The 22,512-nt window shown below is 46.0% G+C and carries 15 protein-coding genes; 3 read left to right on the top strand and 12 right to left on the bottom strand.

Annotated features, from left to right (window positions below; translation table 11 throughout):
• Positions 1–293 precede the first annotated feature (293 nt).
• A complete protein-coding gene (locus NC996_RS04655) occupies positions 294–1,802 on the bottom strand; it encodes a NarK family nitrate/nitrite MFS transporter (RefSeq protein WP_190688375.1) in 1,509 nt (502 codons plus the stop codon).
• A gap of 1,010 nt (positions 1,803–2,812) precedes the next feature.
• Here NC996_RS04655 and NC996_RS04650 point away from each other — a divergent pair.
• On the top strand, positions 2,813–3,046 hold the full coding sequence (locus tag NC996_RS04650; protein ID WP_190415875.1) for a hypothetical protein: 234 nt from the start codon (positions 2,813–2,815) through the stop codon (positions 3,044–3,046).
• Between the two features lie 59 nt (positions 3,047–3,105).
• Here NC996_RS04650 and NC996_RS04645 read toward each other — a convergent pair whose 3' ends face one another.
• The 5 genes from NC996_RS04645 to NC996_RS04625 form a co-directional block, all read right to left on the bottom strand.
• Positions 3,106–5,352 (bottom strand): nitrate reductase, encoded by a 2,247-nt coding sequence (locus tag NC996_RS04645; RefSeq protein ID WP_190688372.1) that lies wholly within the window; start codon positions 5,350–5,352, stop codon positions 3,106–3,108.
• Between the two features lie 78 nt (positions 5,353–5,430).
• Entirely contained in the window at positions 5,431–7,053 is a 1,623-nt protein-coding gene (locus NC996_RS04640; RefSeq protein WP_339380439.1) for a ferredoxin--nitrite reductase, read from the bottom strand.
• Between the two features lie 755 nt (positions 7,054–7,808).
• Positions 7,809–9,227: an adenylate/guanylate cyclase domain-containing protein gene (locus NC996_RS04635; protein WP_199292181.1), complete on the bottom strand. Its 1,419-nt coding sequence runs from the start codon at positions 9,225–9,227 to the stop codon at positions 7,809–7,811.
• A gap of 225 nt (positions 9,228–9,452) precedes the next feature.
• Positions 9,453–10,472 (bottom strand): molybdopterin-dependent oxidoreductase, encoded by a 1,020-nt coding sequence (locus NC996_RS04630; protein ID WP_190429336.1) that lies wholly within the window; start codon positions 10,470–10,472, stop codon positions 9,453–9,455.
• Positions 10,473–10,532: 60 nt separating this feature from the next.
• Entirely contained in the window at positions 10,533–11,117 is a 585-nt protein-coding gene (locus NC996_RS04625) for a thioredoxin family protein (protein WP_190429335.1), read from the bottom strand.
• A gap of 157 nt (positions 11,118–11,274) precedes the next feature.
• Here NC996_RS04625 and NC996_RS04620 point away from each other — a divergent pair, with 157 nt between their 5' ends.
• Both NC996_RS04620 and NC996_RS04615 read left to right on the top strand, forming a co-directional pair.
• Positions 11,275–11,781, top strand: coding sequence for a hypothetical protein (locus NC996_RS04620; protein ID WP_190415866.1), 507 nt, complete (start codon positions 11,275–11,277; stop codon positions 11,779–11,781).
• A gap of 587 nt (positions 11,782–12,368) precedes the next feature.
• Positions 12,369–13,109, top strand: coding sequence for a class I SAM-dependent methyltransferase (locus NC996_RS04615; RefSeq protein ID WP_190429338.1), 741 nt, complete (start codon positions 12,369–12,371; stop codon positions 13,107–13,109).
• A gap of 86 nt (positions 13,110–13,195) precedes the next feature.
• Here the strand turns inward: NC996_RS04615 and NC996_RS04610 are convergent, their stop codons facing one another.
• The 6 genes from NC996_RS04610 to NC996_RS04585 form a co-directional block, all read right to left on the bottom strand.
• The gene (locus NC996_RS04610) at positions 13,196–14,515 is read right to left on the bottom strand and encodes an alkaline phosphatase PhoX (protein WP_190429334.1); all 1,320 of its coding nucleotides are present in this window, start codon (positions 14,513–14,515) and stop codon (positions 13,196–13,198) included.
• Positions 14,516–14,727: 212 nt separating this feature from the next.
• Positions 14,728–15,594 (bottom strand): NAD(P)-binding domain-containing protein, encoded by an 867-nt coding sequence (locus NC996_RS04605; protein ID WP_190688369.1) that lies wholly within the window; start codon positions 15,592–15,594, stop codon positions 14,728–14,730.
• 118 nt (positions 15,595–15,712) lie between these two features.
• A complete protein-coding gene (locus NC996_RS04600) occupies positions 15,713–16,378 on the bottom strand; it encodes a class I SAM-dependent methyltransferase (protein WP_190535844.1) in 666 nt (221 codons plus the stop codon).
• A 189-nt stretch (positions 16,379–16,567) separates the two neighbouring features.
• Positions 16,568–18,298 carry a M48 family metallopeptidase gene (locus NC996_RS04595; RefSeq protein ID WP_190688366.1) on the bottom strand — a complete coding sequence of 577 codons (1,731 nt, stop codon included), beginning with the start codon at positions 18,296–18,298 and terminating at the stop codon, positions 16,568–16,570.
• A gap of 283 nt (positions 18,299–18,581) precedes the next feature.
• Positions 18,582–19,430 carry an AAR2 pre-mRNA splicing protein gene (locus tag NC996_RS04590; RefSeq protein WP_190688363.1) on the bottom strand — a complete coding sequence of 283 codons (849 nt, stop codon included), beginning with the start codon at positions 19,428–19,430 and terminating at the stop codon, positions 18,582–18,584.
• Positions 19,430–22,051, bottom strand: coding sequence for a DUF4157 domain-containing protein (locus tag NC996_RS04585; protein ID WP_242037667.1), 2,622 nt, complete (start codon positions 22,049–22,051; stop codon positions 19,430–19,432). The genes NC996_RS04590 and NC996_RS04585 overlap by 1 nt, the downstream gene beginning before the upstream one ends.
• Positions 22,052–22,512: the final 461 nt, after the last annotated feature.

Below are 22,512 nucleotides of genomic sequence, written 5' to 3'. Positions count from 1 at the left end.
TCAAAGTCACTAGCAGTGTGAGTAAGAAAGCAAAGTTAACTTAATCCCAAATCACCCGTTTAGGTGTATTAAAAACAACTTTATCCAGAGAGAATATTAAAAATCTACCTAAATCGGTAAGGAAGCATGAGTAGCCAAGCATATGGATAAACCTGCCCGACACGCCATACAAATATAGGGGTGAGTTTCAATCTCACCCCTACTCGGTTGGTTTTAGAAAAAGGCAGTTATTAAACCTAAGTTGGGATAACTTTTAACACCTCATTTATTCCCAATTAGGACTTATATCAAAATTAGTTTTGTTCGCGTTCGTGCGAGAAAACGGGAGTTTTTGAGGATGTTATTCCGACTTCTTCACCTTCATGAGAGCCTTCCGGTTCTTTGAGAAGAAAGGCACAAAGACTAGCTGAAATTAAGCCAACAATTCCCAGCATCTGGAAAAAGATGCGATCGCCCGCAGCATCTTGAGGTAAAAAGCTATAGACGGTCAGGAAAATAACCGCTCCTACGTTGCCATAAGCACCCACGTTCCCAGCAATCTGACCCGTTACGCGCCGCTTAATCAGGGGAACGATGGCAAAGGTCGCACCTTCTGCTGCCATGACAAAGAAGGAAGCAATCATGGTCACAATAACTACCCCGAACAGGGGTATATTTGCACCCAGAGAGCTAAACACTAGATAGCCAATTCCCGTGCCAGCAAGCGTTGCCGCCAGCGTCCACTTCCGGCTGCCAATCTTGTCAGAAATTAAGCCGCCTCCTGGACGAGCCGCCAAGTTCATAAAGGCATAAGTTCCGGCAACGCCTGCTGCAAGCGCCTCTGTTAATCCAAAGCCTCTTTGAAAAAACGTTGGGAGCATGGAAACAACAGCTAGCTCTGAGCCAAAACAGGCAAGATAAGCAATTTCTAAATTGACGACTTGACCAAATTGATAGCGCTCTTCAGAGGCGTATCGCTTTTTACCAGTCATTAAGCCTTTATTTGCTTTCCAACAGTTATAAGCTTGGAATGCATACAAGCACAGCAGCAAAAACCAAGTGATATATAGTTGACTAGCATTGAGGAATTTAACTTGATTTAAGCGCCAAGCAATTAGACCCAAAACGCCGACTAAGGGAATGTTCGATAGCAACAGAAACCAGAAGTCTCTCTGGGTGGTCACTTCTATTCCGGCGCTGCTCTGAGGACGCTCGTAAACCTTGCCAGCAGGGGTATCTTTGACGTTGAAGTAATAAACAATTCCGTAGATAGCGGCAACAATTCCGGTGAGCGCGATCGCAAACCGCCAGTTAACTTGACCTGCCCCTAAAAAGGCAGCTGCTGTGGCAATTGTCGGGAGGGTAAACGCTGCACCTGCCGAGCCAAAGTTGCCCCAGCCGCCATAAATGCCTTCTGCTAAGCCAATTTCTTTTGGGGGAAACCATTCCGCCACCATCCGAATGCCAATAACAAATCCACACCCAACGATGCTCAGCGCTAAGCGGCTTAATACTAATTGGGAAAAATTCTGTGCAAATGCAAACATCAGGCAAGGAATCGCCGCATAAATTAAAAGGCATGAATAGGTGATCCGAGGACCGTAGCGATCCAGAATCATGCCGACAATAATTCGAGCCGGAACGGTGAGCGCAACGTTACAAATAGCGAGAGTTCTGAGTTGGGCTTCATTTAAACCTAAATCTGCTTTCACCGCTGTGGCAAAAGGGGCGAAGTTGAACCAAACGACAAAGGTTAAAAAGAATGCAAACCAGGTCAGGTGTAAGATGCGGTATCGACCGCTAAATGACCATAATCCGGACATTTCAGAACCTCTTCTTTTCAAGTAAAGTATGCATCAAAGCGGGAACTGTTCTTGGGTTAGCGTAAATTTTATAGATTCAATCGGGGATATAAATCCTAGGTAAAAAATTTACGTAATTAGGCGCTTGCCACGGGGTTCGGTCTATTTTTTGCTTGAAAGTTTTCAAACATAAAATCTCACCTTATCGAGCCGAGCTGCCGAACGTTAGTTTTTTTAGCAATAAGCGCTTCTGTTAGAGTAATGAACTGAATAATCTGAGTTCGTAGAATTTGTTACAAAAGACAGATTTCTTTTGAAATCTCTATCTTGTTAGGTATTGTATCTGTATTGTGAAGTATTCTTTCTTCTCCATTGCACATTTTGCATTCAACTCATGCAAAATGTGTAATAGAGGGATTATTTTTGAGTATTTCCTGAGCGATAACCGTTTGATTTTTTCAAGCAAATAACTTCCCTTTGATCAAAGGGAAGGTATGAGAAGTTTTTACTAAAGCTGCTTTCCTCAGCTTGGATTTTTAGACCGATTTCTCTGCTGCTATTTTCTAGTTAGGCGTTCTAGAAGCTGTCTGTTTACATCTGTCACATCTTACTAAGTCAGCATTTATTAATAGGTTTTGCGGATAGTCTTGGAGCCATTAGATTGTAAGGGCTTCAAAAAATTAAATGATATTGATAAGTCTCTATATTTTCAGAATGCGATCGCGTTATTTGGTCGGAGAGCCAGAATCTCTCGCAAAATTAGATTAATCCTATGTGAGCATTTCCTGACATTGACTCCTCTCTAGACACGGATGGTGGTTGCATCCCTCAGCGGGTTCTGCAAACTTGCTAAACCTGATTTCCTCCTTTTGATAGGTGCAGTATTCGCTGAAATTCATCACTACCTAGAAAATCAAGTTCAGGCTATTTTAAACTTTTGTAAAAGAAGATTTTTGTATATTCAGCTACAGAATTTTTGCTAGATTTAAATAGACACACAATTTTTAGAAATTAATCAAAAGGTTTTAGTAATGAAAACGCAAGAACGCCCCCAAGTATTGATAGCGGAGGAAGAACCCTCTAATCCATTGATGGTAGTGCTTTTGGTTACGGTGGTATCGATGATTTTCGGTTTGATTCCGGTTGTTTATAGTTCAACGTTTGCAAAACTCCAATCCCAGACACCAATCGCGCTGGGAGAGGCAGGCTTGTGGAGCGCTTTTGGAGAAAAAGCAGATAGCGTTCGGGTTAACCCAGAACAGTAAGCTTTTGGTAGAAATTTAGGCGTGAAAGCAGATAGAAAATCAAAGCTTTTGCGATCGCTTCAAACAGGCAGCGGTGAGGACAAAGCTTTGGATTGAGTCTCTGGAAGCAAACACTCCTCAGAGATCAGATGGGCAGCAATCGGCACCAGTTGCACGGCGCAAGCTTTCAGTTCGGGTTGCAGAGAGTCGGGACAGGATGCGGAGTGAGTCAGGGTATTCGCTTCGGCATCATCCGCCCAAAGATCGCCCCAGTGAATGGGGACAAAAACTGTACCGGGAGAAATCGTCTGAGTGACTTTGGCTGGGAATCGAGAAGTTCCGCGACGGCTTCGCACTTCCACCCAGTCATTCTCCTGAATCGCCAACTTCGCAGCATCGCGGGGATGAATCTCAATGAACGGTTGCGGATGCATTTGGCGGATTTTTGCAATCCGTCCGGTACGAGTTTGCGTGTGCCAGTGCCCGTACAGCCTGCCCGTCGTCAGCACAAAGGGGAAGTTTGGATCGGGGGGTTCTGCGAGTCCCCGCGAGTGTTTAGCAACAAAACGCGCCCGTCCATCCGGTGTCGAGAAGCGCAAGTCAGTGTAAAGCCTTTTAGGAGTGCTGTGGGAAGATTTTCCCGGTTCCTTTTTAATGTTTAATTTTTCCTTTTTAAGGGGTTCGGGCCATTGAATCGGGCCTTCTTTTTTCAAACGTTCGTGACTAATGCCCGTTTGGTCGCAGAGGCGATCGCGGGTTAGCTGCACAAATTCATCATAAATTTCCGATGAGTGAGTATAAGCAAACTGTTCGGGATATCCCAACCGACGACCCACTTCTGCAAAGATTTCCCAATCTGCCCTCGCCTCCCCCAAAGCTTTGCGGAAAGCTGGACACAGGGTGACGACTCTTTCAGAGTTTGTCATCGTCCCCGTTTTTTCGCCCCACTGCGCCGCCGGGAGTAGAACGTGAGCAAAAGCAGCGGTTTCCGTGGGATAGTAGGCGTCTTGATAGACCGTAAAAGGCGATCGCTTTAGCGCCGCTTTCGTTCGTTCCAGGTCTGGCATACTTACCGCCGGGTTCGTCGCTGCAATCCAGAGAAACTCTACCTCTCCCGTCTCTAGTCCGGTGATAATTTCCCAAGCGCTGCGACCGGGAACCGGCGAAATCTTCCCAGCGGGAAGCTTCCAAAACTGCTCAACTTCGGTTCTCTGCTGGTCATCCTTGACTAAACGATATCCGGGCAACAAATGAGCCAAACCCCCGACTTCCCGTCCCCCCATCGCGTTGGGTTGACCCGTCAGAGAAAAAGGGCCGCTTCCGGGTTTGCCAATTTGACCCGTCATCAGATGCAAGTTGATCAAGCTGGAGACTTTCGCAGTCCCTTCGGAAGATTGGTTCAAACCCATCGTCCACATAGAAAGGACTCGGTTAGAATCAGCCCACATTTTGGCAACGGTTATCAATTCATCCAGGGAAATGCCGCAGCGTTCGGCGACCACTTCCGGTGGATAGTGTTGAATCACCTCAGCGTAGGTGGAAAAGCCTGCGGTGCAATCCTCAATGAATTCAACATTCATCTTGCCCCATCGTAGAAGCAAATGAGCGATGCCATTGAGTAAATCGATATCGGTACCGGGTCGAATGGCTAGATGCAAATCAGCTGCTTCGGCGGTTGTGGTGCGACGCGGATCGACCACAATCATTTTGACGTGATGGTTTTGTTTATGGTGTTTCCGCAGCCGATTGAAGATAATCGGGTGACACTCTGCTGTGTTGCTACCGATGATAAAAGCACAGTCGGTTAGTTCTAAATCTTCGTAGCAACAAGGCGGACCATCGGAACCTAGGCTGTAAAAATACCCCGCCGTGGCGGAAGACATACACAGGCGCGAGTTGGTATCGAAGTTATTCGTGCCCAAGATTCCTTTAAAAAGCTTTTGGGCAAGGTAGTAGTCTTCCGTGAGGAACTGACCAGAACCATAGAGACATAGGGCATCTGGGCCAGTGGAGTTCAGGACAGAACCAATGCGACTGACAATTGCATCTAAGGCTTCCTCCCAGGAAGCGCGACGGAAGGGTGCATCCAAAGAGTCGCGCATCATCGGGTAGAGGAGACGGTTTTTATCAATCGATTCTGAAACCGTAGCTCCTTTGACACATACCATACCTTGACTGGAGGGATGAGAGCGATCGCCCCGCACTTTCCAGATCGGATTTCCTTGGCTATCTCGATTTGTCTCCCGATTTGCAGATGCTGGCGGCGAAACTTCTAAGCCACAGCCTACGCCACAGTAGGGGCAGAGGGTTTTTGTTGAGTCACTCATGGCATTTGTCATGGGTCATGGGTCATGATTCATGGGTCATTAGTCATTCGTAATTAGCAAGTGACTAATGACGCATGACTAACGACTAACGGCAATCTCTGCTTCTAGCTTTTCTTGTGGCTGCTTGGGGATTGCCCCAAAGTGTTCGATTAGCAAGTCTCGTACCACTGACTTGAGATCTTCGCAGGGAACCTTTTTCATAATTTCTTTGCCAAGGTGTGCATCTTTCCCTACCTTGCCACCCATCCAAATATCGACCGCTTCTACGGTTTGACCATCTTTGCGCGTCTTCGTACCGATGAAGCCAATATCTGCAACTTGTGGTTGACCGCAGGAATTTGGGCAACCTGTCCAGTGAATGCGAACCGGATGCGGTTGAATTAACTCTTCCTCCAGTTCCTGAATCAAGGCAAGCGCCCGGTTTTTCGTTTCAATCAGCGCAAAGCCGCAAAACTCGCTACCTGTGCAAGAAACTAGCCCCCGATTCAAGATGGCTGGATCGATAGACAACCGTTCTTGAAGCAGTGGTTCTTCTAAGAAGGGACTTAAGCGCGTGTCGGGGATATTGGGGATAATCAAATTTTGTTCGACCGTCAGACGAATCTCCCCGCCGCCATAAACTTCCGCCATTCGCGCAAGTTCAAACATTTCATGGGCATACAAGCGACCGACAGGGACGTGCAAACCGACGTAGTTCAGTCCGGGTTGCTTTTGAGGATAAACGCCAATATGGTCGCGCTTGTCCCAGTCAATTTCATCTTTTTCAGCCGCCGATTCCAGCGAATGCCCTAGTTGTTTTTCGACTTCCGCCCGAAACTTTTCAACGCCCCAGCCCTCAATCAGGTACATAATCCGGGACTTTAGCCGATTCTCGCGGGGACCATTATCCCGGAAAACCTCCAGCATTGCCTTACTTAAAGAGACAGCCTCTTCAGGAGGAATCCAAACATTAAGGGGAATGGCTTCTACATACTGATTCGGCGCAAAGTAGCCGCCGACGATGACGTTAAATCCAATGGTGTGGTTTTTGTATGCGGGGATAAAGGCAAGGTCGTTGATTTCGGCATGGACAGAGTTGTCCCGACCCCCGGCAACGGCAATGTTAAATTTTCGGGGTAGGTTGCTGAGTTCGAGATTGCCTTCACCGTTATTGGTAATCATGTCCTGAAGGTTGCGGACAATCCCCCGTGTATCAATCAATTCAGCCGCATCAATGCCTGCAACTGGCGAACCCGTGATGTTCCGAACGTTGTCCATTCCCGATTGAATGCAAGTCAGACCGGCTTTTAACAAACGGTTGAATATCTCTGGGATATCCTCAATCCGAATCCCCCGCAATTGGAAATTTTGCCGGGTGGTAATGTCGGCATTTCCCTGGTTTTGAAATCCCGAACCCGTGCAGTAGCGTTGCACGATTTCAGCCAGTACTCGCATCTGAGTGCTGGTCAAAATGCCGTTGGGTATCCGCATTCGCATCATGAACTTGCCGGGTGTCACCGTGCGATGGAAAAAACCCAACCACTTTAGCCCTTGGTTCCGCTCAAACTCGTCCATCGCCTCCCAGCCAATTTGTGCAAAATGCTCCAGTTCTTGCTTCAGCAATAGGGGATGTTTTGCAGCTTTGGCTTTTTCAATCTTATTTAGTTTTTCCGTAGGCTTGGTTGCCTTTATTGCTTCTGTAGGGGTGGTTACGTTTGTCACGGTTCCTCCTTGCGTACCTGTATCTGGCGCAATTGCACGTGTAACCGCACAGCTATTGTCGTTAAAACTGCTTTTTCTGCTAAGTTAGGCGCTTTTGTAAATTGAAACGGTAGACTTTGTTACAGAAGCTGCCTATTGCCAATGAAACCTTTCTTTTGAAATATTTTTAATTTTAAAAGTCTATCTTTATGATTACTTGCCAAACAGGATATTATTGGGGCACTGAAGATTAAATTTCAAGCCACACCTGCTTGTAACCTCTATTTCCCAGGGTTTCGTTTTCTCTTTCGGTATTATTCAAAATAGCTGTAACCTTTAACGGGCAAAACTTATGAAGAGATTCATCTGAAAGGAAACCCGTTTAAATAGGCATTATTTGAAATTTTCACCCAGCCACTTTCCCTCAGATACAGAGGGGCGCAAGAGAAGGGGTGAGGTTCTCCTAGAATACTGAGTAATTAGCGAGATTTATATGAGTAAATTATTCACCATTCTGTAAAAAAAACTGGCGCATTTGATACATTTTTAAAATCTTAATCAGTTTGTCTAGTTGAAGATTCTTGAGCGCTGCCTTATCGGGTCAAAATCCTCAAAATCCTTGAAGCGGAGACATTAAGAATTTTTAAAATTTCAGCCTTTCCTGGAATATATAACAGTCTTCTTTAATTTGGGAAAAACGAACCGCAGAGGAAGAGAAGAGAGCGCAGAGGAAGAGAAGAGAGGAGCTTATCGAGGAAATAGACTCGGTAAATAACCTACACTGCATCAAGCTCGTAAATCGCTACTAGCTCTTCCTTGCCTTTCACCCGAACAAACTTATCGACTAAGCGCAGGGGGAAAGTGTCGGGGTGGCGCAGCGCTTCGACGATTGGCTTGGTGACGAGGATGGTGCTGTCGTAGTTTTTGGTGAGGCTTTCGACACGAGCGGCTACGTTTACGGCATCCCCAACGACTGTAGACTCGATACGGGAGCTAAATCCAACGGTACCCATGACGACCTCGCCTCGATGAATGCCAATACCGATGTCGATGGTTGGCAAACCTTGATGCGATCGCTCTTCATTCAAGATTTTAAGTCGCTGTCGCATTGCTAACGCTGCGTGCAGAGCGTTGTCCGTCGCTTCATCATCGAAGAGCGCCATAATCGCGTCGCCGATATACTTGTCTATGAAACCGCCGGACTTGTCAATCACTTGTCCCATGCAGGCGAGGTAGTCATTCAAAAATGAAAAGGTTTCTAAGGGCGTCATTTGTTCTGACATTGCCGTGTAGCCCCGAATATCGGCAAATAGGATCGTAATCGTGCGCGTCGAGGCAAAGCCGACTTGGATGTTCTCGATGCCGTCGGGTGCAATCACCAGAAGAAATTTCTCTGGTACGAATCGATGAAAAGACTCGATAGTTTTCTGTAGTCGGCTAAACAAACCTTGTAGCGCCGCCGACATATCATTGAACGCGATCGCTAAAGCGCCGATTTCATCTTTGCGGTAAATTTCAGCCCGATGGTGTAAATCGCCTGCGGCAATTTTGGCAGCACTCAATTGCAACCGCCGCACAGGGCTACTGAGTTCTGTTGCCAACAGGTAGGAACCGAAAAGACCCAAGGAAAGGGCGAAAACACCTACAAACAGAGCTTTTTCGACTGCGATCGCGACCGCTTGATTGACCTGCCGCAGTGACATCCCAATCCGCAACGTCCCAATTTTTTGCCCCGAAGAGTTGCGAATCGCGGCGGCAACTTCGATGGCAGTTTCACCTTGGCGTGCCCGCACTTTGCGGTTGAAAGTAATGTCGCGCAGGAGGAATGTCTCGACAACACGGGTATCGTCATATACTGCCAGCGCCGAGTCCGTTACCCACACAGGCACAATATCGGGAACATACTGTTCCTGAAGTTCGCTTTCGCTGGCGGCGACGATTTGATTTGACAAGCGCACATCGGAGATCAGAATGTAAACGAAATCTGGGTTGCGCTTCAGTAGCAGATTGAAACCGAGCCGAATCTGACCCCAATTTTGGTCTTCAAGTTCGTTAGTCCAGGTATTAGATAAGGCGATCGCTAGCTGCTGGACTTCACGCCGCTTCTGTTCCCGGTAAAGTTGTCTCTCGTTTTTCGCCCACAGCCATACCACAGAACCAACAATCGCCACAATCAAGAGTGTCGTGGCGGTCATAATTCGTGTATGAATTGAACGGAACGCGGCAACTTTCATCAGGGTTAATTGGTAATGGTTACTTGGTAATTTCTAAAAAGTTTGAAATTTGAAATTTTTAGTTTTGAACGAAAAAATCTTCTTGAAACTCAAAACTCTCAAAAGTTAAAACTTTTGAATAAAATAATTTTCTTGGAACTCAAAACTCAAAACTCAAAACTCAAAACTCAGATTAACCATTCGCCATTATTTACTAACCTCCAGTTGTTCCACAAAAGTGAGCCAGCGCTGATTCTCGGATCTCGCTTGACAATTGCTGGGGAAAGCCAGCGTTATCGGACCACCCATTTTGGCAGGAATCGGATTGCGTTCGTTACCCCAGTGCGTGGCAAACAAAATATCGCAGTCTCGCACCTCGTTAGCTGCCAAACGAATTGGATTCAGGGCATTGCGGGAAACAGGCGCTTTTCCCCGAATGATAACCATACCGTTTTCTGGCAGCGTGACACTGGCAGCAGCAAGAACATCCCGCACGCGCACGCCTGTGAGCTTGACTTTGCCAATAGGCCACCCAATCGGGTAGCCAACAGCTTCTTCGATGGTGACTTGTGGCAGTTGGCTGATGGTTTTGGCATCAAGCGGGGTTTCGCCAACGCGCAGTTGCACTGGTTCGGTACCGACGATTAGGTTGGTCACGTAAAATGCCCAAAAACGGTCGGGATACTTTTGCTCAAGCTGCGGGTACTCGGTGTAAGGAAATACCAGGGAAAGCGGGCCGCCTTCGCTGCGGGAAATGGGCATTCCATCGCGCTCTAAAGCAATGATAATCGGGTACGCACGCAAGTCTGCAATGCTGACGGTGGCACGGTAGGAATCGAAAGCGACAAGCGTTACTTCCTTACTATTAGTGATGCCGAACTTGTCGAGCAGTTTAGAGATAGCAACACCCCGAAAGTCAAAAATCCGATCGGGGTTGTTGCTGGTATTATGGGGCGATCGCGTCCGTATATGGGTGGTTGCGATCGCGTCTAGTTCTTGCATAGTCAACCGCACGGATTTTCCCGCCGCCGTTTTCCCCTGAATTTCTAGATTCCACTGTTGCCGCTGTCGATTGTTCGTATGAGCAGCAACCATTGCGGCGTTTTTTTGCATTGCCTCATTTCTCCACGCCTCCATCTCGGCATTCGTTGGTTTCTGATTTTGACATCCGCTCATGAAGGCAAGCAGGAAGAGGCAGCTGGAAAGAGGGAGCCGGGAAGGTTTCATATCATCTTTATAACCTTCAAGCTTGATTCTGCACCCTTCCACAAGTCCCTGTTGCTGCGATTAATGAGGAAAATATGTCGGTTCATTCCCCGGCTTCCACTTGATGTTGCAGCCGATGCTAGGCTTCTGGTCTGAGGGGATTGATTGACCGGCTAACACTGCATCTATTGCGGCTCGTAAATCTTTGCCGTTGACGGGTCGATCGTTACCGGGGCGACTGTCATCTAATTGACCGCGATAAACCAAACTTTGGTTGGCATCAAAGAGGAAAAAGTCTGGGGTACAAGCAGCGGTATAAGCTTTAGCAGTTTCTTGAGTTTCGTCGTAGCACAACGGAAAGGTGAATCCCAGCTCATTCGCCATTGCTTTGAGTGAGTTGGGGGCATCATCTGGATAGTTGCTGGCATCGTTGGCACTAATTGCCACAATTCCAATCTCTTCACCTACGTAATCCTTGCCAAGCTGCACGAGTTCTCCCTGAATGTGTTTTACAAAGGGGCAATGCTTGCAGATGAACATGACCAGCAATGCCTGCTTATCGGCAAAAGTGGCAAGGGAAATGGTTTGACCAGATACCACATCCGGCAACTGGAAATCTGGGGCTGTCGTGCCCAACGCCAACATAGTTGAGGCGGTTCGCACCATTGTATGCACTCCTTACGTTTTGGTAGACTGCGCTCCCACTTATATTGCTCTACCACTGAAAAAAAAACCAGAGTAAGTAGCGATCGCCTCCCGCTATAGTACAATTGTACTGATTGCGTCCGCATCCAAGTCGTTAGGTAGCCATCCAGCCATCGACATGACAAAACTGCAAGCCAGCCTCAAAGTAGTCCAGATGAAACGTGGCGAAGACCGTCAACCCGTAAAAGGTGATGCCAAACACAAGCGCGTTCCATCGCCAGCGATCGCCAATACTGAAAGACGACCTCGAAAGACAGGCGATTCCAGAAGGTTAATTCCGTCACTACGGGTGAAAACCTATCAGGAACTGCTACAGGAACATCTGAATGAAAAGTTAAAACACCTAGAGGCGCAAGCAACCCAAGTCAATCGGCTTTCAGCGGAGCTAGAGGCAGCAATACAGGAACTCAAGGCAATCTCAGCTCAAGTTAATACAGACTTGAAATCCCTTCGGGGTAAAGCTGACATTTGCGAGTATAAAGCAACCAGTCTCCCCTACGTCGGGCAAAAGCTTGATGGATCGTTAGTGCTGACGGCTCGATCCATCGATCTCTACAAAGCCGAACGGGAAGCTTCGTCGCTGGCACAGAAGCTGCGGCGACGAACCGGAAAAAAACGCCGCTGAGAGCTTTAATCGTCTAAAGCAAATATAAGCCCCAGGCTTCCATCCTGGGGCTTATTTCAATGGCTATTGCATTTGCGATCGCTGATATTTCACAAACCAGTTACGAGCGATCGCGTGAGTTTATCGCGATCGCTCTTAACTGAAATTTAGGAAATCGTATTGCGGTTACTACAAATTCTTAGGCTTAGCGCTATTATTTGAATAATCGAAATATATCCTAAATAAATATTTAAGGATGGTTCTTCCTTATCAAAATTTATAATATTATAAGAACTTGAGTAAAGTCTAGAGTTCAAGATAAAAAGTTTCTCTTTATCTTGAAGAAAGAACTTTGTTTACATTCCACTAATAAACAGTTAGGGAAAACTCAACAAAGGTGTAGGTAAAAGAGTCATTATTTTATAATTGGAATTCCTAAAAAAATGCTAATTTTATTATTAATCAGACCTTTTACGTGAAAAAATAAACTAGGGTAAAGAAAGAAACTTTTATTCTTTTTTTCTAGCCTTATACCGAAAATCGTCAAAATTTATTAGTGAGTGACGCTGGTGAAAGAAAATAACTCAAAAGACACGCCGTTGCACGCAATGAATCCACTGAGCCGATTTTCCAACCGAGCAGAGGATTACGCCAAGTATCGACCGAACTATCCAGACGCCGCTATTGATATTATCCTGAAGGGATTAGGAAATCCTTCACAACTGGTCGCCGCAGATATTGGTGCAGGGACGGGAATTTCCTCGCGTTTGTTAGCTCAACGGGGAGTGAATGCGATCGCTATCGAGCCAAACGCCGCAATGAGAGACGCCGCATCACCGCATTCCTTGGTAGAGTTTCGTGACGGAACAGCAGAAGCCACGAATTTACCCAACGCATCTGTTGATTTAGTGACTTGCTTCCAATCTTTCCATTGGTTTAATCCCGAACCAACATTGCTAGAATTTCGCCGCCTTCTCAGGCCAAGCGGACGACTAGCGGTAGTATGGAACGACCGCGATCAAAACGATGAATTCACAGCAAATTACAGCCGCTTAGTTGAGATTGCATCAAACAATCATCCAGCAGAGAAGCGGATGGTTTCAGTCGCTCCTCTACTAAGCAGCCCCCATTTTCCAGATGTCCGGTGCCATACTTTTGAGTACCAGCAGCAGCTAGATTTAGAGGGACTAATTGGCAGGGTAAATAGTGTATCTTACATCCCCAAAGAAGGTGAGGCGTACCAGCAACTTGTGACAGATTTGCAAGAACTGTATGCAAGCGCTTGCAATGAACGCGGCTATGTGTATTTAACCTATACCACGAATGTTTACCTTGCAGATAATGGGTAATCAGAAAGAGTAACTGTAGAGATACGAAATTTCCTATCTTTGCAAGAATTACCCATTACCCATTACCTATTACCTATTACCCCTTATTATCCTTTCGCCCAAGGTCCCCAGATAGCAAAAGTAATGCCAGGAGTTTGGATATTCACGAACATGGTCTGACCATCGGGCGAAAAACAGGCACCAGCGAACTCATTATCATTGATAGCATTCCGAGCAAATTGGTAGAGTTCGCCCTTTTGAGTGACGCCGACTACAAATTGCTCGTCGTCACCATCTTCACAGATGATCAAATCGCCAAAAGGAGCCACAACAATGTTATCAGGACTATCTAATACATTTACATCATTTGGTTCAACAAAAAGTTCAAGAGTGCCGCCTTCTTGTGCTGTTTTCCCAGGAACGTAGCGCCAAACTTGACCGAGTCCGGCAGCGCCACCATCTGTGCAACAAAAGTAAAATTCACCGTTGCCGTACCAGATGCCTTCCCCACGTGTAAATTGGGCTGCACCCTTACTAAAGCCTTCGACGCGGACAGTATCTGTATCCGGGTCGGGATTGTCGATGCGAACCCATTCAACTTGCATTGGTTGACGCACCGGGAAGTTAGTTTTAGTAATTGCTTGGGGCATTCCTTTAATTTTCAGGGCTTCCAAAACACCGCCTTCTACAAGTTTGCCCGGTTGATTTGGAATGAAGCGATAGAAGAGACCATTGCCTCTATCTTCAGTTTCATAAACAATTCCAGTTTTTGGATCGATTGCAACCGCTTCGTGGTTAAAACGCCCCATTGCTTTCAAAGGCACGGGAGTCACAGTTGTTTTTGCATTCGCCGGAACTTCAAAGTTATAACCGTGACGTTGGTTGACATTTCCCGTAATATTAACTGGATCGTTTGTAGCGGGAGTTGAGGTATTTTCTTCAGAGCTAATCCACGAACCCCAAGGAGTCGTGCCGCCTGCACAGTTACGGTATGTTCCTGCTAGGGAAGCAAAATGACTTTGTATTTGGCGATTCGCCCCTACAATTAGAGTTGTTGTCCCACCTTTACAGAGATTATCGTATTTGAGTCCGACAACTTGCGTGGTAGAATTCGGGCTTAATTCGTGATTGCGAATTAAGATAGTTGTGTTATTAGGACCGGGAAAAGCACCCATCCCATCGTGACCACCCGGTACTGGATTGCCATCGTTCATCATGTCTCCAGTCCGAGAAATAGCACGATATTGAAATCCGCGTGGTAAATCCAATAAACCATTGGGATCTGGAATCAGCGGGCCATAACCTCCCCCACTCACTAATTGACCCCTGGCTGCTTTGGTATAGAGCGCTTCTAGAGGGGACATTAATACAGCACCCGCAGCACTCGCGCCTGCCAGGGTGAAGAATTGCCGCCGTGATAAAGACATGGTGTTCTCCGCGTTTATGCGTTGAACAGCTTAATTGGCGTTCATCAACCTTCGGCAAAGCTTTGATTAAGGCTTGGTTAATTTTTTATTCAGAAAATATTATTGCTTGCCTAGTTTATTCCGTTTTTACTAAAAAATTATGAACGTAGAAGTACGCTAAGAATCTTCGCGAACCTTTGCGCTTAGCTTAGCGTAGCTTTGCGTTAAAACACTCATTCATCTTCAGGATTAATCGCAGAAAATAGCGCCGAATAATCCTCATCCGCTAAACCCATGTCCTGTGCCATTTCTAAAATTTGGCGAATACCTTCCAAACTGCTGACATTCAAGCCATTTAACTTAGCTTCATTGAGAAATAAGTTAGTATCTTTGAGCAGATGTTTAGTTGGGAAATTGGGATTTTCATAATTCCTATCTAACATCCGCTGCAATTTCTTATCAAAAGTGGGAGCAAAAAGGGCGCTTTGCCGTAAGATTTGCATAAACAGCTCAACGTCGGCACCTTGACGTTGAACAAAACCTAAACTAAGGGCAAAAGCACTGGTAAGGGAAGCGATTAATTGATTTAATGCTAATTTGACAGCAGCGGCAGCACCGACTGAGCCAATATGTAGAGGTTCAGGGCTAAAATGTTTTAGAAAATCCGACCACTGTTGAAATTGCTCATCGGAAGCACCTACCATGACAATTAATTTACCGGCTTCTGCTTCCGAAATACTGCCCAACACGGGTGCTTCAATATACTCTGCACCCGCTGCAACAATTTGGGAAGCGATCGCTTTACTTTCTGTGGGTGAGATCGTTCCCATTTGAATGACTGTACGCCCTTTTAACTCTGGTCGGGAAGCCTCCGACAACAGAACTTCATCAATTGCTGTCGCATTTGTCAGCATCAAAATTACGCACTCAGACTCGCGAATTGCCTCTTGTGGGGTATCAGCAATTTTAGCGCCAGCGTCCTGCAAAGGTGCTAATTTTGACTGAGTACGATTGTATGCAACTACTGGAATTTTAGCGTCTAACAGCCTTTTAGCCATCGGCTGTCCCATCAACCCAGTTCCTAAAAATCCTACTTTCACGATTGTTTTGACCTCTCTAATTCTTGTTGCTGAAGAACCTCACGCCGCCTGCAACACTCCTCAGCGTAAAGAGGGTTGGGAATGAGGCTCAGGAAAGATAAGGGCGATTCAAGCGGATTTAAGAGGGATTAACCCAGGCTCGTTCCGCTGTCCAATGGCGATCGCTCGATCGATAAACTGTAACACCCTCCAAACCAGCTTGTTGCAAGAAGTCCTGCACTTCATCCAAGGTAAACGCAGCGTGGAGAGAGTCGTGAAATAACATCTTTTGATGTTTGTTGTAATTTGTACCGATACTTTCCACCAAATTATTCATTATTTCCTCGCTTGGAGGACGAATTAAATCTCGGATGAGAATAGCACCCTGCGGCTTTACCACTCGTTTCACTTCTTGCAAGAATGGCAGTGGATTGGGTAGGTGGTGAAACAGGCTATTGGAAATTACCATATCAAATTCTCCGTCTTGATAAGGTAACTTCTTGGCATCAACAAATTCCAGAATGATTTGTTTTTGCAACCCAGCTTTTTCTACATTTTCTCTACCAAGTTGCAGCATTGATTCTGCCATATCGATTCCGAGAATTTGCCATTCAGGGCGTTGCTGTGCAATTAAGATAGGAATTCGAGCGGTTCCGGTTCCGGCATCTAGAACAGTTGCATTTGTTGCTCCTATCTCAATTGCCCGTTGAGCAAATGCCCCATTTATTTCTGTAAAGTCCATCGAGTCATATTCAACAGCTTCTTCCAAACTGTCCATGACTTCGGGTTCTAATACTCTTTGCATGGCTTAATGGCTAAGTAGATGGATCTCGTATTTGTCGGATAGATCGAGCAGATGCGGAGGCGCGTTCATGCCGTAAGGCTTTAGCCTTCTAGGGACAGTAACCCATCAAAGCGTTGTCAATGTTGGGTTTCGTTCCTGAATCCAACCTACATAAGATGTTTAGGTTGATCGTGTCTACCCGCTGAATTGCTAATTGCGATCGCGCTTTCGTTTGCGTTCTTTTTCCTTCTTCTTTGCCTCGTCGAGAATTTTCTTCACTTTTGCCTTAATTTCGTTGTGTCGCGCTACTCCTTCATAGGCATAGCGGTTGTAGCCGTTACTCTGAATTAAACTTTCTAAATACCGAGTCCGCTCATCGGTGATCGGGTGCGTGGAAAGCCAACTGAAGATCGGGCGATCGCGATCTTGCTTGCTTAGCGTCACCATCAGATTCCGCATCCCATCCGCCGCATAGCCGGTAGCACTGAGAATACGAGTTCCGAGAATATCCGCCTGACGTTCCATGTCGCGGCTGTAGTCAAAAACAATCAGATTGGTGACGGTATTTCCAGCATAAGGAATAAATCCGGTCACGCTAGCCGTCAGATTTCCTTGCGTTACTAATTGAAACCCATGAGAGAGGACGGCATGAGATAATTCATGAGCTAATAAACCGGCTAATTCTGCCTCAGAATGGGTGCGAGCGATCGCACCCGCATTGACAAAAACCTTGCCTCCTGGTAGCGCAAAAGCATTGAGATCGTCATCTAGAACCACAAAAAATTCATACTCAAAATCTTGGCGTCCCGCTACCGTTGCTAATTTATTTCCTATCTCCCGAACGTAATTCAACACCTCTTCATCTTCAACCAGTGGCAGTTCGCGTTTGGCTTGTTTTGCCACCGATCGACCAATCGCAGATTCTCCCCGCAGCATCAGTGCGGCGCTTTCAACGGCAGTCAGAGGGCCGAACAAACTGCCAGTGAAGGCATAGCTTAAAGCACCCGTGATCGCATTAGCGATCGCATTCCCTCTCAACTCCGCGCGTAAATGCGATTGATAACGTTTTAGATTCTCTTCCGCTAGCGTTGCAAACTCCGTCGCCTCTGGATGATTCGGGTTAAGCAACGCAAATTGACGTGCTGACAGCGAAGCTTCCAACCATTTTTTATTTTGACCGTATGCTGCAATTTTTGCTTTGAGCAACATCGGTTCGGCGGGATAAAGAGTGCTTGCCCGTTCCAAAACTTGTAAAGATTTTTCTACCTGATTGTAATCCCGCAGCGCTTTTGCATACTCTACCTGACCGGGAATAAATTCAGGATACTGCTCTACTAAAAATTGCAGCGGCACAAAAATTTTGCTTTCCAGTTTTTGTTGTATACCCGCTTGAGCCTCGCGCCAATAAACTCTCCCCGCTGGTGCTAACTTATCCGCGTCAGTAATGGCTTCTTTTCGCTCAGTTTTCTCGGTTGCATTCGCAAAAGGAGCTTTTGCTTCGCGGTAAAGCTTATCAGCAGCGGCAAATTGTCCCCCCAGATACAGCTTGTCCGCTTCAATTAATTTCTCTTGTTGAGCAATTTCTTCTGGAGTCGGTTTCTCCTCCTCCTCCGCCTTATCTGCATCGGATTCTGGTTTGGTATCCGGCTTTTCAGTCGCTTCTGGACTGGGTTCGGTTTTGGTTTCCTCAGCAGAGGGTTTGACTTCAGGGGTGCTGGGTTCTTCTGCTTTCGGCGTCGTCGGAACTGGAGTGACGATTACCGTCGGAGGTGATTCCGGTGCTGTGCTGGTATCCTCTGGTTGAGGCGTTGGGGTTTCAGTTTTCTTGGGAACTGGAGTCACAATCACCGTAGGAGGCGATGTCGGTTCCGCTAGCACTGCTGTGGGGGAAGCGGACAATAGCACAAGCGCAAAAGCCAGGGAATTCCAGACAGGTTTCATGGCAGAAGAAAATGGAAACTCTAGTTTTCTATATTATGTTTAGAGTTTACCCGACCTATCTCGCTGGGACTACACGAACGCAGAGGCGAGATTGTGCCAATTTACGCAAACTTATTTTAGAGACGCGATCGCATTTCCTGTATTTGTGTTTTCGTTAGCGCGATCGCATCCTAAAGCAGTTCTGAGGAAATTTCGGTCATTGAGGCATAAAGTTCGTCTATCTAATTAATCTGCCGAGTTTGCGATCGCCTTGGTGCTGGCTATCTCTTGATAGAATGCCATGCTACCCATTCGTCCTCCGTTTTTCCAAATAAGCAGCAAATTCTCGACCTTTCGCCCCCAATTCCTCGATATCCGTATCCAGCATATCTTCAACCAGATAACTAGCATCGTGGTTAACAAAGCTATTTGGTTCAAACATACTATCGGGCAAGCATTCAAACTGTGCTATCAGGGTATCGATTACAGCCACAAAACAATTAGAATTTTGAGAGATTATTCTTTCACCTGCATTATAGATGGATAGAAGTAAGTGCTGCCAGCGGTTAGAAGCTTCTGCATCTCCATCATTTTCAGAAGTAACCAACCAGCGCACAAAAGAAAACTGAAGTTCTCCCAAAAACGCTTCTTTATCACCTTTATGGGTATCAAATAGAGCTAGTTCAAAGCGAGACCTGTGATGTTTTTCCATCCAATCAGATAATTCTGCTATTGGCAGATTGACTGGTGGTTCGCTAACTATCTCTTGATGAAGTTGCGGCGGAAAATCGATGGAATTAATATATTGGGTCAATTTCCTCCACTTTTCCCACTGTTCTTGGGGATAAGGAAAGAGTGCTGTTCCCATAGAACCGTTGATGGCTAATTGTTGATAGGTAGCGACAGATTCGGAATTGTCATCCACAAACTGTTGTAAAGTATAGTCAAAAACTTTAACAACTACCTCATCTGGATGCAGATAGCACCAAAATCCTGGATGTGTTGCCTCAGCCTGAACGCTTACATAATGAACTCCAGGCGGAACCAAAGAAAACCCCCGAAAACCTCCTTTAAGCGGATATTTAAATAAGTCAATCTGAGCAGACAACTTCGGCACATCGCGCAAGACAATTGCAGTGAAAAGACTAGCCATTAAATCCCCCACATCTGACGAGCTAGTTCGACCAAACCAGCAAATTTGTCTTCTGCTTGTTCAATATTTTGTTGCATTTCTGCCCCTACAGAATTATTGCTATCTGCTTTTGGTCGTTGAATTTCATCAAGATTAGGTTGTTCCTCGACTTTATTCTTCTCGGCTGCTTTTTTCGCTTCCTGGTTATCTTGATAGGTTTTTTCAACATCTACCCCAAACTGAAGGATCAGATTGCGGAAACCGGATACGCTATCTGCCATTACTCCAGCAACCGGATTGAGCCTACTCTGTTGCGTTTCACTATTTGCGCCTTCATCCTTGAGCGCGATCGCGATGCTACCTACCTCTGACAAATCATTAAACCGTGCCACTTGAGACGAACCTACTAAAGGAGCAGCAGATTTGAGCATACGGTCTATATATTTACCAGCTTTATATGCAGCTTTCCAAATTTCTGCTTCACTGTACTCGTGCAATACCTTAAGCGTGTCTCCTACTTGTTCTCGGAAGGAGTGGAGATATTCTTCGTCAGATAATTGAAGTTCGACTTTATTATATCTTTCACCTTTTTCATTTTTAATGTTTTTACCAATCTGCTGACCAATTACGGAGAAGTGAACTGCACCCTGAGTAAAATAGGCTTCATTGGCATAAACAATCGAGTGTGAAAGTGCTGTTTTAAGACGCACGGAGTATTGATCAATTTCTTTCTGAAGAGCTATAGTATTTTTGCTTTTGCTAGAATCTTTAAGGTCTTGCAAATACAGACGAATTGCTGCAACTTCATCCAGTTGTTCCTGGTAAATTAGGTTAGCTGCTGCCATCTTCTTCGTATCAGCAGCTTGATGCTTGGAGAGATACTGTTTACCAGCTTCGAGATTCTTCCGCAGGGTGACATAAACCTCATTAGTGCTGGTGTTTATTTGGAGAATCTTCTCCTGAAGTAAACACTGATACTCGTTGTAGTAACCTTCAGCTTCTGCAAATCGTGTGCGGAGTTTTTGTTGCTTATGGTATGTTTCTACGTCCATCCCTTCTTGGTACTGAGCGCCTTCGTCGTATGGCTTTAAGGTATCTCCTACAATAGAGGTTTGGTATTTTTCCCATTCTCCTTGGGTCATGTGGATTCGCATCTTTAAGATCGACCACATATCTTGATCAGCAGCAAACTTAGTAAAGACATCACCTTTTAGCTCGACTTCCTGTTGCGGAATAATTTTTGCGGTGTTCTCGTTTTCTTTCTTCTCAAGCGTGAATGGCGTCTTTTCCATGAAGTCTTGAGCATAGACGTTGACATCAAAGACTGTGCCAGGTTCGTTAGGCCATTTGAGTTCTGTCTTGAACAGTTGATTGAACAGCGTGACGGCTGCGATTGAGCCTGCACCTTTGAGATTGACATCAATGTCTGAAGTTAGTGTTTGGCTGCCTGCGCTACCCCACTTCAGGCGATCTTCCGGTTCTAAGTTCTCGAATTCACCAGTTGCGAGTTCATTATCTCGTATATGTGTTAGAAGCTTGTTAGTCTCCGTCTGACGCAGTTTGATGAAACTCTCTCGCATTAGCTTTTTGAACCAAGGCTGCTTTCTCTCAATCTCTGCTTGCTCCTTGCCTTTCCATTTACCCTCTACCAAGTAATCTCTCACAAGAAACCAGTTTGAGTAGAAATCATTCTTTAATATTTGTTTGGCTTTTTCCTGACTAATAGTGTCAACGTCCTGCTCGCTATTCACCGCGTTCCAAAGGTCATCCGGCGTGCGCTGAATTAACCTACCTTGCACTGCTCCGGATAGCGTACCGCCACTCTGCTGTACCACATGAGTTAACTCGTGGGCAATTAACTCTTGTCCCTCCCGATTTCCAGGTTCGTAAGCTCCCTGACGAAAGAAGATATCTTGTCCTGTGGTAAAAGCTTTCGCCTGAATTGATTGGTTGAGCTGGTCAGATTGAGAATCGGTGTGGACTTTAACGCTACTAAAATCAGCCCCAAACGCTCCTTCCATCGGTACGCGGATGCTATCTGCCAGTGGCTGTCCGCTACCCCGCGCCCCTTGAATGGAGGCTTCCACATCTTGCGTAACCGTTCCTCCGCTGGCTTGCAGACGCTGCACCATTGGCTTCATCTGAAGTTCGTCTTCCTCAGGCATCTCTTGCCGCTGCAGTGCGTTACTCTGACCTGACGACTGAGGAGAGGGCGCATTTATCTGCTGCACTACCTGCGCTGCCATCTGGTCAGCTTCCTGCTCATATTTATCTCCTGGCTGCCCTATCGTAAGCTTCGTCTGAACCGACAGTTTTTCCTCGCCTTCGTCTTCCAACTCTTGCTGGCGCTGGATAGCCTCCGCCCCGTCTGACATCTGGATATTGTCTTCAACAGTGGACTCAGACTCAGATTGTAGTGCTTCTGCCCGCTCCTGCATTGGCTCAGCCGAATTCAAACTTCTCATCAAAGGATGAACGTAGTCTGCTGGCAAGGGGGTGTAGCTGGGCATTTGCGACTCTGACTGATGCTCGTCAACAGGTTGTTTTGCCTGCACGGTCATTGGAGGTGGGGCAAAGCGAGAGGCTTTCGCCTGGGTTTGCGGAGTCCAAGAGGAAGATTTTTGCACTCTTTGGTAGGTCATATTGAGCCTCTCGTGCCAGCGTGGGAAATTTTTAAGCCTTTAAATCATATCTTTGCTTAAATCGTCAATGACGCATGGGAATAAATTTTAATAAAATAGATACTCCTCTAGATAGATAAAATCTGTAAATTAGGCGATTTCGGGTAAAGGTGGAAAAATCAATGGATATAGCAGCCACTTCTAACTGGCACAAAGCCAACCCTCACTATCTGATGACCGCAGTGGCAGGGATACATCGAGCATTAGAGGCCTAATAGTTACAGTTTCTTTCCATCTTTCCCGGAGAATTACTGAGAAGTATGAAAAAATAAAAATCGTAAATTTGCTGTTGTGCTTTGATAGCCAAGCTGGTTCTAAAAGCCTTTTTCCTTTATCCCGAAACTTTAGCCAAACGACTAAAGTCGCGACTATACAAACAAAGCCTGCCTACGCAGGCTGCTATGAAAAGGAGCGGAACCACA

Origin of the sequence: Trichocoleus sp. ST-U2 (assembly GCF_039961875.1) — a bacterium.
Classification (GTDB): Bacteria; Cyanobacteriota; Cyanobacteriia; order Cyanobacteriales; family FACHB-T130; genus FACHB-T130.
The sequence above is the reverse complement of the archived record's forward strand: the minus strand, read 5'-3'. Positions and strand labels throughout refer to the sequence as shown.

Bases quoted from the DNA above. Each gene is read 5' to 3' on its own strand.
- NC996_RS04655 (WP_190688375.1), bottom strand. From the start codon at position 1,802: ATGTCCGGATTATGGTCATTTAGCGGTCGATACCGCATCTTACACCTG.
- NC996_RS04650 (WP_190415875.1), top strand. From the start codon at position 2,813: ATGAAAACGCAAGAACGCCCCCAAGTATTGATAGCGGAGGAAGAACCC.
- NC996_RS04645 (WP_190688372.1), bottom strand. From the start codon at position 5,352: ATGAGTGACTCAACAAAAACCCTCTGCCCCTACTGTGGCGTAGGCTGT.
- NC996_RS04635 (WP_199292181.1), bottom strand. From the start codon at position 9,227: ATGACCGCCACGACACTCTTGATTGTGGCGATTGTTGGTTCTGTGGTA.
- NC996_RS04630 (WP_190429336.1), bottom strand. From the start codon at position 10,472: ATGAAACCTTCCCGGCTCCCTCTTTCCAGCTGCCTCTTCCTGCTTGCC.
- NC996_RS04625 (WP_190429335.1), bottom strand. From the start codon at position 11,117: ATGGTGCGAACCGCCTCAACTATGTTGGCGTTGGGCACGACAGCCCCA.
- NC996_RS04620 (WP_190415866.1), top strand. From the start codon at position 11,275: ATGACAAAACTGCAAGCCAGCCTCAAAGTAGTCCAGATGAAACGTGGC.
- NC996_RS04615 (WP_190429338.1), top strand. From the start codon at position 12,369: ATGAATCCACTGAGCCGATTTTCCAACCGAGCAGAGGATTACGCCAAG.
- NC996_RS04610 (WP_190429334.1), bottom strand. From the start codon at position 14,515: ATGTCTTTATCACGGCGGCAATTCTTCACCCTGGCAGGCGCGAGTGCT.
- NC996_RS04600 (WP_190535844.1), bottom strand. From the start codon at position 16,378: ATGCAAAGAGTATTAGAACCCGAAGTCATGGACAGTTTGGAAGAAGCT.
- NC996_RS04595 (WP_190688366.1), bottom strand. From the start codon at position 18,298: ATGAAACCTGTCTGGAATTCCCTGGCTTTTGCGCTTGTGCTATTGTCC.
- NC996_RS04590 (WP_190688363.1), bottom strand. From the start codon at position 19,430: ATGGCTAGTCTTTTCACTGCAATTGTCTTGCGCGATGTGCCGAAGTTG.
- NC996_RS04585 (WP_242037667.1), bottom strand. From the start codon at position 22,051: ATGACCTACCAAAGAGTGCAAAAATCTTCCTCTTGGACTCCGCAAACC.